Below are 12828 nucleotides of genomic sequence, written 5' to 3'. Positions count from 1 at the left end.
CGCGGCCAGGCCGCGATCGGACCCTGCCTATCACGTGTGATTCGGCATCGGTACGCCCCGCCGCGCGGCCTCGGCCAGGAACCGGCTGCTGGTCGCCGGCTCCGGCGAGGCGTTCCGCAGCGCCCGGGTGAACTCCGCCTGCGGGTTCAAGATCACCTCGTCGGCCGGGCCGCGCTCGACCACCTCACCGCGATACATGACCAGGATCTCGTCGGAGAAGTGCCGGGCGGTCGCCAGGTCGTGCGTGATGTAGAGCATCGCCAGCCGCTCCTCCTGCTGCAGCTTGGCCAGCAGATTGAGTACGCCGAGCCGGATGGACACGTCCAGCATCGAGACCGGCTCGTCGGCGATCAGCACCTTCGGCCTCGGCGCCAGCGCCCGGGCGATCGCGACCCGCTGCCGCTGCCCGCCGCTCAGTTCATGCGGCCGGCGGTCGACGAACGTCTCGGCCGGCGTCAGATTGACCCGCTCCAGGAGCTCCAGCACGGCCGGGCGCACCGCCGCCCTCGACCGCACCCGGCCGCTGATCATCAGCGGACGTTCCAGGTGATGCCCGATGGTGTGGAACGGGTTCAAGGACGCGAACGGGTCCTGGAACACCATCTGCACCTCGGCCCGATACGTCCGCAGGGCCGCGCCGCGCCGACCGACCGGCCGGTCGCTGAGCAGGATCTCGCCCCGGGTCGGCCGTTCCAGTTGCGCGATCATCCGGGCCACCGTCGACTTGCCCGACCCGGACTGCCCGACCAGCGCGACGGTCCGGCCCCGGTTCAGGTCGAACGAGACGTCCTGGACGGCGCGCAGGGTGCTGACCCGCAGCCCGTCGCGCAGCCGGTAGTCCTTGCCCAGTTCCCGTACCGAGAGCACACCGGACTGTTCCTTGATCACGGTCATCGGCGCTCCTGGTAGCCGGCTCGGACGAAGTCCCCGGCGTCGCCGGTCAGTGACGGGAACGACGACAACAGGGTCGCCGTGTAGTCGTGCTGCGGGTCGAAGTACAGGTCCTCGGCCGTGGCCAGCTCGACCAGTTCACCGCGCCGCATCACCGCGATCCGGTCCGAGATCTCCAACAGCAGCGGCAGATCGTGAGTGATGAAGATGACCGCGAAGCCGAGCTCCTGGCGCAACCGGAGGATCTCGTCCAGGATCTCCCGCTGCACCACGACGTCGAGCGCCGTGGTCGGCTCGTCCATGATCATCAGCTGCGGATCCAGGGCCAGCGCCATCGCGATCATGACACGCTGCCGCATCCCGCCGGACAACTCGTGCGGGAACGCGGAGATCCGGCGCCGGTCCACGCCGACCAGCTCCAGCAGCTCCTCGCTGCGCCGGAGCCGTTGCTCGCGGCTCAGGTCCGGCGCGTGGGAGGCGAACACGTCGGCCAGCTGCGCCCGGATGCTGATCACCGGGTTGAGCGAGTTCATCGCGCCCTGGAAGACCATCGAGACCTTGGCCCAGCGGAAGCGGCGCAACTTTTCCCCGGCCAGCGCCAGTACGTCGACCGCCCGGCCGGTCTCCGCGTCGTGGAAGATCACCGAGCCGCCGGTGATCGCGGCGGGTGGCTTGTGCAGTTGATTGAGCCCGTACGCCAGCGTCGTCTTGCCGCAGCCCGATTCGCCGGCCAGACCGAGGATCTCGCCCCGGAACAGGTCGAACGACACCGACTGCACCGCCCGGACCGGCTCGGCGACCAGGTAGTCGATGCTCAGGTCGCGAACGGTCAGCACGGCCTGCTGGGACTCGCTCATGCCACCACCTCCCGCCGGCTCGACTTGATCAACTTCTTGGCCCGGTGCAGGTGCTGGGTCCGCAGCCGGGGATTGATCACCTCGTCGATGGCGAAGTTGATCAAGGCAAGACCCATGCCCAGCAGCGCGATCATGGCACCGGGCGGGCCGAACCACCACCAACCGCCGAGCGTCAGGGCCTGCCCGTTCTGCGCGTACGCGAGCATCGAACCCCAGGTCTGGGTGCCCACCACACCGAGCCCGATGAAGGCCAGCCCGGCTTCGCCGAGGATGGCCCAGATCATCGCGAAGACGAAGCTGGACGACATCACCGGCAGCAGGTTGGGCAGGATCTCCACCGTGATGATCCGGACCGGGTTCTCGCCGGCCACCCGCGCGGCCAGCACGTAGTCGCGGTTGCGCAGCGACAACGTCTGGGCCCGGAGCACCCGGGCGTTGGCCGCCCAGGAGGTGACCGCGAGGACGAGCGAGATCAGCAGGATCCCCTTCTGCTGCACGTACGAACCGATGACGATCATCAACGGCAGGCCGGGCAGGATCAGCACCACGTTGGTGAACAGCGAGAACACCTCGTCCAGCCAGCCGCCGGCATAGCCGCCCAGGACGCCGAACAGGAAGGAGAGGAAGAGGGCCATCGCGCCCACCAGCAGGCCGATGATCAAGGACCCGCGGGTGGCGTACGCCAGCTGCGCGAAGACGTCCTGACCGGTCTGCGTGGTGCCGAGCAGGTGCTGCGGGCTCGGCGGCGCCATGCCCAGGTTGTCGATCGCCAGCGGGTCCTGGACGAAGAACGGCCCGACGATGCCGAACAGGAAGATCAACACGACGACCGCGAAGCCGACGACCGACTTGCGGTTGAGGTAGCTGCGGAACATGACCCTCCCCGTCAGTGCCCGGCCCGGGTGCGCGGGTCGAGGAACCCGTACATCAGGTCGACCAGAAGATTGGCGCAGAGCACCGAGAGCGTGATCACCAGGAACAGGCCCTGCATCAGTGCGTAGTCGTTGTTCTGCACGGCCTGCAGCATGGTGAAGCCGATCCCCGGGTAGCTGAAGACGGTCTCCACCACGATCGAGCCGGACACCACGAAGCCGAGCGAGATCGCGAACCCGCTCAGGCTCGGCAGGACGGCGTTCCGGGCCGCGTAGGTGATCATGGTCCGGACCGGGGACAGCCCCTTGGCCTCCGCCGTGAGCACGTAGTCCTCACTCAACGTCGACACCATCATGTTGCGCATGCCGAGCAGCCAACCGCCGATCGAGGACAGCACGATCGTCAGCGCCGGCAGCAGGGCGTAATAGGTGGCATTGGCGATGAACGGGTAGTCCCAGGCCGGCCGGACCAGATTGACGTCGTAGCCGCCGCTGATCGGGAACCAGCCGAGGTTGACCGCGAACAGGTAGACGAAGATCAACGCCAGCCAGAAGTACGGGATCGACTGCAGCACCGCCGTCGACGGGATCAGCGCGTCCAGCCAGGTGCCCCGGCGCCACCCGGCCACGGCGCCGATGCCGACACCGAGCACGAAGGTGATCACCGTGGACAGCCCGACCAGCCACAGGGTCCACGGCAGCGAGTCGACGATCACCTGCGACACCTGGCCCGGGAAGAACGTCACGCTCACGCCGAGATCACCGCGGAACAGGCCCGCCAGGTAGTCCAGATACTGGCCCGCGAGCGACTGGTCCGTGTCGGTCCCGAGCATCTTCTCGATCGACGTCCTGGTCTCGTCGGTGACCGGCCCGCGGAGCGCCAGCTTGGCCAGCATCGCGTCCACCGGACTGCCCGGCAACGCCCGCGGGATGAGGAAGTTCAGGGTGATCGCGGCCCAGGCGGCGACGAGATAGAAGCCGAGCTTCCTGATCACGTACACGACGGGGGTCCCTCCCGGCCCGGCTCAGGGCGCCGGGGTCAGGTTGACCAGCACCTGGGCGTTGTCCGGCGCCGCCCAGGCCGCCGGGAACGCGTACAGGTTGTCCTCGGTCGGGAAGCCGGTCACCTTGCTCGTGTTGAACTCGGTCAGGGTCGAGCCGATCAGCAGCGGCACGTAGGGCAGGTCGGCCGAGATGATCTTCTGGATCTCGAAGTAGGCAGCGCGCTTGATCTCGATGTCGTTGCTGCCGGCGGCCCGGGTCAGCGCCGCGTCGACGGCCGGGTCGGAGAACCGGGACGTGTTGCGGTACGGGTTCGCGTTGCCGCCGACCTTGTCGGTCGCCTCGGTGCTGAAGAAGTTGTTGTAGACGTAGTACGGGTCCGGCGCCGGCCCCTGGCCCAGCGAGTCGATCACCAGCTGGAACTTGCCGGTGGACTTGGCGCTGTTCCACTCGTTGACGCTGACCTGCTGCGGGACAATCTCGATGCCGATCGCGGCGAACTGCTGCTTCAGCGTGTCCACCGCGGTGATGAAGTCGGTCCAGCCGGAGACGACCTTGATCGACAACCGGAGCGGCTTGCCGTCCTTGGCGTAGACACCGTCGGCCAGCTGGTAGCCGGCGTCCTCGAGGGCCTTCTTCGCCGCCGCGACGTCGGCCGTCCAGGGGGCGTCGGCGATGCTCGGCTCGATGAACGCACGGTCCCGTTCCGGCAGGGCGAAGGCGGGCGAGACCGGCTTGCCGAGCTTGTAGAACGCGAGGTTGGACAGTTGCTCCCGGTCCATCCCGAGATACAGCGCGCGGCGCACGGCCGGGTCGGTCTGCGGTCCCTCGCAGCCGAGTTCGGCGTTGGCACAGGTGAACAGCGCGGCCTGCGCGGTGCCGGTGTTGAGGTAGGTCAGCTCCGGCTTGTTCTTGATCAGTTGATCAAGGTTCGGGATCGCGGCGCTCTGGTAGTCGATCTCGCCGGCCAGGTACTTGTCGGTCGCGGCCTGGTTGCCGGACAGCGTGATCACCCGGACGCCGCCGATGCCAGGCTTGCCCTCCTGCCAGTATTCGGGGTTCCGAGTCAGCGCGTACGACTGCTGGGTGAAGCTGTCCATCATGAACGCGCCGGTGCCGACCGGCTTCTTGTTCGGCTCGGTGACCGGGTCCTTGATCTTGGACCAGAGATGCTCCGGCACGATGTAGGTGCGGCCGAGCACGTTCGGGCCCTCGGCGAAGGACGGCCGGTCGAAGGTGAGCTCGACCGTACTGTCGTCGATCAGCTTGGACTTCGGCGAATGTCCGCTGGTGTTGAGCTCCTCGGTCTTCTGGATCAGGTCGAACGTGAAGGCCACGTCCTTCGCCGTCATCGGGGTGCCGTCGCTCCACTGCACGCCGGTCCGGACCTTGATCGTCAGGACCGTACCGTCGTCGTTCCAGGTGTACTCGGTGCCGAGCAGCGGGATCGGCGCCTGATCGATCGGCTTGAGCTGGTTGAAGTAGAACAGCGGCTCGTAGATCACGCCGTGCACCAGCGTCATCACGTTGGGCGAGAACGGGTTGAAGTTCTCCGCGAACGGGCCGGCGCCGCCACCGACCGTGATCACCGGCAGTTCGGTGCTGCCTGGTGACGAGGATGACCCGGGCGAACTTCCCTGGTCGAGGTTGGAGCCGGCGTTGCAGCCGGCGAGGGCCAAGGCGACCGTCGCGGCAAGCACGGTCAGCCCCTTCGTGAAGCGGGCACGGCGTGACATCAGGTCTCCCCCAGGTGCATCGGCGAACCAGGACGTCCTCAGCATCGAGGACACTTCCTTAAGTCATTTAATAAACTTGCGCTAGTGTGCATCCCGCCGGCCGCTGCTGTCAACGGCCCCGTCCAGCGGTGGCCGGGTCACCGCCGAGACGCCGCAGCCTCGGCGTACTGTGCCCTCGTAGCGCGGAGCGCCCGAGGCACCCGGCGCTGCGGAAGGACGTGGCCCGAAGGGAGGCGTGCATGAGCCGGAGCCGCCGCCACCTGGACGGCGCGGTGCTCGACCTGACCCGCCGGCGCGGCGTCGTCACGCGGCTCGAACTGGCCGAGGACCTCGAGGTCACGCCGGCCACGATCACGAACGTCGTCAAGCGGCTGCTGGCCGACGACCTGTTGATCGAGACCGGCTACTCGGCCTCGACCGGAGGCAAGCGGCGCACGCTGCTGCGGCTGAACCCGGCCTCCCGGTACGCGGTCGGGCTCAGCCTCGACCCGACCCGACTGATGCTCGCCCTCACCGACTTCGCCGGCACCCTGGTCGGCCGCGCCGTGACGCCGATGCCGGCCGCGGGCGACCTCGAGGACGTCATCGACGAGCGGCTCTCGCTCACCCTGCGCGCGGTCGGGGTGGCCCCCGAAGCGGTCGCCGGCTTCGGCATCGTCTCCACCCCGAACCGGCCGGACCCGTGGCTGCCGTCCGATCCCGCGACCGCCGACCTCGCGAGTCAGGCGGCGCAGCGGCTCCGGACCGCCGCCGGCCGGCCGGTGATCGTCGGCGACGAGGCGTCCTGCGCCGCGATGGGCGAGCTGTGGGCCCGGTCGGCCGGCACCGAGCGCCGGTTCGCCACGGTCTACATGTCGGACCAGCTGAGTGCCGGGATCGCGCTGCACGGCCGGGTCAACGACGCCGTACCGCGGGGCAACTTCGGGCACATGTCGATCGACCGGAACGGGCCGCCGTGTCCGTGCGGCTCCCGTGGCTGCATCGACGTCCTGGCCTCCCCGGCCGCCGTGGTCGCCCAGGTGCTGACCAACCCGGCCCATGCCGTCCGGCTCGGCCTGTCCGGAACGCCGGCCGGCCTGGTCGCCGACTTCAGCCGGATCGCCCGCGGCGCGATGCAGGGCGACCGGACCTGTGCCGCCGCCATCACCGACGCCGCGAGCGCCCTCGCCGTCGGGATCGCCAACCTGGTCACCGTGCTCGGGCTGGAGCAGGTCATCCTGTCCGGACCGGGATTCGTCGAGGCCGGCGGGCTGTACGAGCGGGTGATCGGGGAGCGGCTGAACCAGTTGCGCCGGGTCGGCAGTCCCGCCGCGGCGGTCACCCTGTCCGCGCTCGACCTCGGCCTGGAGGCGGCGACGATCGGGGCGGCCGCGCTGGTCCTGCAGGCGAGCGTCGCGGACTGATCCGGCCGGGCTTAGTTCATTTCGTGAAAGATGGAGGACGCTGATGACCGAGCGAACCGCGCTGCTGACCGCCGTCGCCGAGACGATCGTCGGGACCGGCCCTTCGACAGGCTCAGGGCACGATTCGACAGGCTCAGGGAACGGCGGCTGGGATGCGGCAGAGTTCCTCGACGAGGCCGGCGCCGAACTGGCGGACCTGGGCCCCGCGGTCGAGTCCCTGCTGGACCGGGTGACCGGCGAAGCGCCGGACTTCAGCACGCTCGATCACGATCGGCGGCAGGCCGTGCTGGACCGGATCGCGGTGCCGCCGCGGCTGGTCCGGTTGGTCAACGCCCACTACTACACGACGCCACGGGCCTGGGCCGAGGTGCGCTGGTCGCCGGCGCCGGCCGACGCCTGGCCGGACCCGCTGCCCACGATCTCGTACGGACAACAGGGCTGGATCACGCCCGATCAACTCCTGGACCGCTACGACGCGATCGTCGTCGGGGCCGGCGCGGGCGGCGGCGCGGCGGCCCAGGTGCTGGCCGAGTCCGGTCGGCGGGTGTTGATCATCGAGGCCGGTACGGCTCCGAGCGCCGCCGAGCTGAGTCGTGATCATCTGCGGAACCCCAGGGTCAACTTCGGCCTGGACCGTCTGACCGACCTGCGCGGCGGCGGCTGGCCCCGGACCATCGAAACCCCGGACGGCGGCGAGGCCGTCGTCGGCCCCGGCGACCCGGGCTGGGGCGGTAACGCGCACACGCTCGGCGGCGGCACCCGGGTGTTCGGCGCGCAGGCCTGGCGGTTCGCGCCGGACGACTTCCGGATGGCCAGCCGGTACGGGGTTCCGGACGGCAGCGCGCTGGCCGACTGGCCGATCACGTACGACGACCTGGAACCCTTCTATGACGAGGCGGAGCGGCGGTTCGGGGTGAGCGGCGCGGCGGGCGGCGATCCGTGGGCCGGGCCGCGCAGCCGGGACTACCCGATGCCGCCGATCGCCGGCAACCGGCCCGCCGAGCGGCTCGCCGCCGGGGCGGCCAGGCTCGGCTGGTCGACCGTGCCGGTGCCGTTGTTGATCAACTCCGAGCCCTACCAGGGTCGGCTCGGCTGCCGGCGCTGCCCGCAGTGCGTCGGGTTCGCCTGCCCGGTCGAGGCGAAGTCGGGCACCCACAACACCGCGATCCCGGCGGCCGTCGCAACCGGCAACGCCAGCGTCCTGCTCGGCAGCACGGTCGAGAAGTTGATCACCGACCCGAACGGCCGGGTGATCAAGGTCGCCGTCGTCGGCGATCATGGTGGCGGAGTCTGGCGGCGCGAGGTCGCGGCCACGGAGTTCCTGCTCGGCGCCGGCGCGATCGAGACGGCCCGGCTGCTGCTCAACTCCGCCCATGATCAGGAGCCGGACGGGCTCGGCAACCTCCATGATCAGGTCGGCCGCTACCTGCAGGCACACCCGTACGGCGGCGCGACCGGACTGTTCGACGAGGAGGTCACCGACCTGGTCGGTCCCGGCCCGGCGATCGCCACCTGCGACTTCCGGCACGGCAACGACGGCCTGGTCGGCGGCGGCATGATCGCCGAGGAGTTCGTCCCGACGCCGGCGAGCACGTACGCCTATCTCACCGACGCCGGCCTCATCCCGCGGCACGGCCGGGCCGCCCACGACGGGATGCGGCACTGGCTGCGCCGGATGCTGCGCGTGGTCGGTCCGTACCAGGAGATCAGCACCGCCGACTCCAGGGTCCGGCTCGATCCGAAGCTCACCGACCGGTACGGCATCAGGGTCGCCCGGCTCACCGGCACCCTGCACCCGGAGGACGTCCGCGGCCGCGACTACCTGAGCGAGCGGGCCGCCGAGTGGCTGACCGCGGCCGGCGCCGCCCGGGTCGTCACCGCGCCGCGCGGAGGCCGGCCCGGCGGGCCGAACGGCGGCCAGCACCAGGCCGGCAGCTGCCGGATGGGCGACGACCCGACGCGCTCGGTGACCGACCCGGTCGGCCGGGTCTGGGGCCACGAGAACGTACGGATCGTCGACGGTTCGACGCACGTCACGAACGGCGGCGTGAACCCGGTGCTGACGATCCTGGCCAACTCACTCCGGATCACCGGCGACCTGGTGCGCTGAGCAGGATCTGCCAGACTGACGATCATGGACCGCGCCACCGCTCCGGCCACCGAGCTCACCTTCCGCGACGCGACCGTCGCCGACGTCGCAGCTTTGGTCGCGCTGGTCGAGTCCGCCTACCGTGGCGACGCGAGCCGGGCCGGTTGGACCACCGAGGCTGACCTGCTGGACGGCCAGCGGACTGACCCCGACGGCGTCCGGGCCGTGATCGAGTCCCCGGACAGCCGGATGATCATCGCCGAGCGGGAGGGCGTGATCGTGGCCTGCTGTCAGCTGGAGCACCGCGGCGCCGCCGCCTATTTCGGCATGTTCGCGGTCTCGCCGGCCCAGCAGGGCGGCGGGCTCGGCAAGGCGGTCCTGGCGCAGGCGGAGTTGATCGCCGCCCGGGACTGGGCGGCACGCACGATGGAGATGACCGTGATCACCGCCCGTGAGGATCTGATCGCCTGGTACGAACGCCGCGGCTACCGGCGGACCGGCGAGCTGTCGCCGTTCCCGTACGGGGACGAGCGGTTCGGCATCCCCCGCCGGGACGACCTGCGGTTCGAGTTGTTGATCAAGGACCTGGGCGGCGGCTCGCGCTGACGCCGGCGGTCGAGGTCAGCGGTACGAAGCCGCGCAGTGTGTCCAGATCCGCGTTCACCTGTCCGAGATCGATCGATCCGTCAGGGCGTACCGAACTCGACTCCAGGCACAACCGGATGCTGCTCGATGACGAAGCCGCCGCCTCGGCGACTGCGGCCAGGTCGAGCCGGCCCTGCCCGGGATGGAGATAGCGGCGCCGGCCTTGCCGATCGACGAACTCGCCGTCGTAGTCCTTGACGTGGATGATCTTGGTGCCGGCGAACAGGTCGGCATCGGCCAAGGCAAGATCAAGTTCGTCGTGCAGGGCGAGGAACTCGGTGTCCAGGGTCCACCGGCAGCGCGGATCCCGCCGTTGCAGTTCGCTCAGCCGGGCAAGCGGGGTGGCCTCCAGGCACGGGATGGTCTCGATCCCGAGCGTGACGCCGAACCGCTCGGCATGATCAAGACAGTCCGAGACCGCCGCGAGGTTCGACGGAAACCGCCGGTCCGAGTCGGGCATGCCCCACAGGTGCAGCACAGCGATCTCGACCCCGAGCGCCGTGGCCAGGCGAAGATCGGCATCGAGGAGAGCGAGCGCTCGTCGACGGTCGTCCGCCGTACCGGAACTCAGCAGCGGCCCGATCGCCTTGCCGGCGTGCACCGACGTCCACGGCAGCCCGGAACGGCTGAAGATGCTCGTGGAGTCCTTCGGGTCGTCGGCGAACGCCGGATAGGAGAGCAACTCGAAGCCGTCGGCGTCGACCCGACGGGCGGCCGCGACGATCCCCGCCGCATCGACGACGTCCGGATCGCGCGAGAAGGCCCCCGTCGAACACGTCACGGCGATGATCACAAGAGGGCAGCCTACGGGTTCGACGGGCGCCGACTGAGGGCTCCTGGGGTGTCGCCGAAGGCGCGGCGGAATTCGGTGATGAAGGCGCTCGGCGAGGACCAGCCGCAGGCGGCGGCGACCTGGGAGACGGTACGGCCCTCGGCGAGCAGCAGTGCCGCCCGGTGCAGTCGGAGCTGGGTGCGCCACTGCGGGAAGGTCATCCCGAGCTCGGACCGGAACAGTCGGGAGAGGGTACGGGCGCTGCAGCCGATGCGGCGGCCGAGCCGGTCCAGCGATTCGGGCTGGGACAGCTCACGTTCGACCAGCTCGGCGACGGCGCGCAGTCGGTCGTCGGCCAGCCGCGGCAGCATCGTCGGCGGGCCGGGGGCCAGCACAAGTTGATCACGCAGCACGCCGAGCAGCCGCCGGCTCGCCGCGGTGTCCCCCGCACCGTCGGTCGCCGCCATGATCAACTCGCGGAGCAGCGGGGTGATCTGGAGCAGTCCGGGTCGCCGGCCCGGCAGCGGCGATCGGCCGGGCAGGCCGACCAGGTGCACGGTGGAACTGCCGTGCACCAGCCACCGGTGCACGACGCCGGCCGGCACCCAGATCGCGCGGTTGGGCGGCGTGAACCAGGTCCCGTCGGCCGCGGTCACCTCCAGGACGCCGGCGCTCGCGTACACGAGTTGCGGCTCGTCGTGGCGGTGCTCGTCCACCTCGGCGCCGGCGGGCAGCCACCTGGTCTCGGTCGGCGCCCGGGGGACGTGGCGGATTTCTGACATGATTCGGCAGATTACTGGAAGCCGGACAGGCCGGGGTGCGACCAGGATCGACTCATGCACCAGCCCAGGCCCGCCCGCCACCGCCTCACCGCGCTCCTGCTCGCCGTCGGTCACGGCGGGGTCGACTGCTACCAGGGCATGGTGGCCGCGCTGGTTCCGGTCTTCGTGCTGGAGCGCGGTTACAGCCTCCCGGCGGCCGGCGGCCTGGTGTTCGCCGCCTCGCTGACCTCGTCCGTCGTGCAGCCGCTGTTCGGGCTGCTCGGCGACCGGCGGCCGGCCCGCTGGATCGTGCCGGTCAGCGTCCTGGTCACCGGTGCCGGCATCGGCGCGCTCGGCCTGGTCGGCGAGCCCTGGCTGGTCTTCCTGCTGGTCGCCCTGTCCGGCATCGGGATCGCCGCGTTCCACCCGGCGGCCGCCCGGCTGGCCCGCGAGCTCAGCGGCGGTGATCACGTGCAGATGAGTTGGTTCGCGCTCGGCGGCAACATCGGGTTCGCCGTCGCGCCGTTCCTGGTCGCCGGTACGGTCGGGGCGCTGGGGCTGGCCGCCAGCCCGTTGTTGATCATGCCCGCGGCGGTCGCGTTGATCATGGTTCTGGGCTGCCTGCGCACCCACCGCGCCGCCACGTCCGGCACGCCGTTGACGCGGACCGCGGCCAGCCTCGCGGCCGAGGATCGCCGGTCGTTCGGTCGGCTGACCGTGGCGATCATGGCCCGGTCGATCATCTTCGTCGGCCTCGGTTCCTTCATCGCGCTGTACGCCCAGCAGGATCCGGCGCTCGGCCCGGCCGGCGGAACGGGGGCCCTGTTCGTGCTGTACCTCGGTGGCGCCTTCGGCACGGTGCTCGGCGGCCGGTTGGCCCGGCGTTGGCCGCGGACCCGGATCCTGCGCTGGTCGTACCTGCTCACGGCACCGGCCATGGTCGGCCTCGTGCTCGCGCCCGGGGCGATTCGGCTGATCTTCGTCGCGGTCGTCTCGTTCCTGCTGTACGTGCCCTTCTCGCTCCACCTGACCCTGGCGCAGGACTACCTGCCGCGGCACGTCGGCACGGCGAGCGGGGTGACGCTCGGGCTCGCGGTGAGCGTCGGCGGACTGGCCTCGCCGGCTCTTGGTGTTCTGGCCGAGCAGATCGGGTTGACCGGCGCGTTGCTGTCCTTGATCATCGTCGCGGGGTTGGCCTGGCTCGCCCTCCGGCGGCTGCCCGAGCCGCAACCCTTGACCTCGCCCCTGGGGCAAGGAACATCATGAGCGCAGGCGTTTGGAGGTGGCGATGGAGTTGCTGGAACCGCCGCGGGTGGTCGAACTGCCGCTCCGGCACAGTCTCGGGATCAGGGTGATCACGCCGTTCCGCGGCATGCTGGGCGAGCGCGACCGGTTGCTCACCGAACTGGCGGGCTGGCTCGACGAGCACGACGTCGGCGAGGTCGGGCCGTTCTTCCTGCGCCTGCACGTGATCGACATGGAGGGCCCGATGGACCTCGCGGTCGGCGTGATCATGCCCGACCCGATCGAGGGCGACGACCGGGTGCTGCCGGACGGGCTGCCGGCCGGGCGGTACGCGACGCTGACGTACCGGGATCATGCGCTGCGGGCGAACCGCGCCCTGATCGAATGGTCCCGCGAGCAGGGGCTTCCGTTCGACCGGGAGGACGTCGCCGAGGGCGACCGGTTCGGCTGCCGGTACGAGGCGTACCGCACCGATCCGCGGACGGAGCGGCGGAAGACCCGCTGGGAGGTGGAGCTCGCCATCCGGCTGGCCGACTGACCTGGCAGGATCGGGCC

At 70.4% G+C, this 12828-nt stretch carries 12 protein-coding genes; 5 read left to right on the top strand and 7 right to left on the bottom strand.

Annotation, left to right across the window (positions count from 1 at the left end; all coding sequences use genetic code 11):
• Window positions 1-30: 30 nt before the first annotated feature.
• Genes BKA15_RS20085 through BKA15_RS20065 form a run of 5 tightly spaced genes read right to left on the bottom strand, consistent with a single transcriptional unit; the run spans window position 31 to window position 5358 of the window.
• Window positions 31-894, bottom strand: a complete 864-nt coding sequence (locus BKA15_RS20085) for an ABC transporter ATP-binding protein (RefSeq protein ID WP_179753729.1) — start codon at window positions 892-894, stop codon at window positions 31-33.
• Window positions 891-1748 carry an ABC transporter ATP-binding protein gene (locus BKA15_RS20080; RefSeq protein WP_179753728.1) on the bottom strand — a complete coding sequence of 286 codons (858 nt, stop codon included), beginning with the start codon at window positions 1746-1748 and terminating at the stop codon, window positions 891-893. Before BKA15_RS20080 ends, BKA15_RS20085 begins: the two co-directional genes overlap by 4 nt.
• The gene (locus tag BKA15_RS20075; protein ID WP_179753727.1) at window positions 1745-2623 is read right to left on the bottom strand and encodes an ABC transporter permease; all 879 of its coding nucleotides are present in this window, start codon (window positions 2621-2623) and stop codon (window positions 1745-1747) included. The genes BKA15_RS20080 and BKA15_RS20075 overlap by 4 nt, the downstream gene beginning before the upstream one ends.
• Window positions 2624-2634: 11 nt before the next feature.
• On the bottom strand, window positions 2635-3621 hold the full coding sequence (locus BKA15_RS20070) for an ABC transporter permease (RefSeq protein WP_179753726.1): 987 nt from the start codon (window positions 3619-3621) through the stop codon (window positions 2635-2637).
• Between the two features lie 24 nt (window positions 3622-3645).
• On the bottom strand, window positions 3646-5358 hold the full coding sequence (locus BKA15_RS20065; RefSeq protein ID WP_246322391.1) for an ABC transporter substrate-binding protein: 1713 nt from the start codon (window positions 5356-5358) through the stop codon (window positions 3646-3648).
• Window positions 5359-5597: 239 nt separating this feature from the next.
• Here BKA15_RS20065 and BKA15_RS20060 point away from each other — a divergent pair, with 239 nt between their 5' ends.
• The 3 genes from BKA15_RS20060 to BKA15_RS20050 are packed head-to-tail and all read left to right on the top strand — an operon-like array spanning window position 5598 to window position 9456.
• Window positions 5598-6761 (top strand): ROK family transcriptional regulator, encoded by a 1164-nt coding sequence (locus BKA15_RS20060; protein ID WP_179753725.1) that lies wholly within the window; start codon window positions 5598-5600, stop codon window positions 6759-6761.
• 43 nt (window positions 6762-6804) lie between these two features.
• On the top strand, window positions 6805-8871 hold the full coding sequence (locus BKA15_RS20055; protein WP_179753724.1) for a GMC oxidoreductase: 2067 nt from the start codon (window positions 6805-6807) through the stop codon (window positions 8869-8871).
• A gap of 24 nt (window positions 8872-8895) precedes the next feature.
• Complete coding sequence (locus BKA15_RS20050) at window positions 8896-9456, top strand: GNAT family N-acetyltransferase (protein WP_179753722.1); 561 nt, start codon at window positions 8896-8898, stop codon at window positions 9454-9456.
• Here BKA15_RS20050 and BKA15_RS20045 read toward each other — a convergent pair.
• Complete coding sequence (locus BKA15_RS20045; RefSeq protein WP_179753720.1) at window positions 9428-10288, bottom strand: TIM barrel protein; 861 nt, start codon at window positions 10286-10288, stop codon at window positions 9428-9430. The two genes, BKA15_RS20050 and BKA15_RS20045, sit on opposite strands and share 29 nt — an antisense overlap.
• A gap of 11 nt (window positions 10289-10299) precedes the next feature.
• Window positions 10300-11049, bottom strand: coding sequence for an AraC family transcriptional regulator (locus BKA15_RS20040; RefSeq protein WP_179753718.1), 750 nt, complete (start codon window positions 11047-11049; stop codon window positions 10300-10302).
• A 54-nt stretch (window positions 11050-11103) separates the two neighbouring features.
• Between BKA15_RS20040 and BKA15_RS20035 the strand changes: the two genes are divergently transcribed.
• Together BKA15_RS20035 and BKA15_RS20030 are read left to right on the top strand one after the other, a co-directional pair.
• Window positions 11104-12294, top strand: coding sequence for an MFS transporter (locus tag BKA15_RS20035; protein WP_179753716.1), 1191 nt, complete (start codon window positions 11104-11106; stop codon window positions 12292-12294).
• A gap of 22 nt (window positions 12295-12316) precedes the next feature.
• On the top strand, window positions 12317-12811 hold the full coding sequence (locus BKA15_RS20030) for a GyrI-like domain-containing protein (protein WP_179753714.1): 495 nt from the start codon (window positions 12317-12319) through the stop codon (window positions 12809-12811).
• Window positions 12812-12828 lie beyond the last annotated feature (17 nt).

Origin of the sequence: Microlunatus parietis (genome assembly GCF_013407955.1) — a bacterium.
Taxonomy (GTDB): Bacteria; Actinomycetota; Actinomycetes; order Propionibacteriales; family Propionibacteriaceae; genus Microlunatus; species Microlunatus parietis.
The sequence above is the reverse complement of the archived record's forward strand: the minus strand, read 5'-3'. Positions and strand labels throughout refer to the sequence as shown.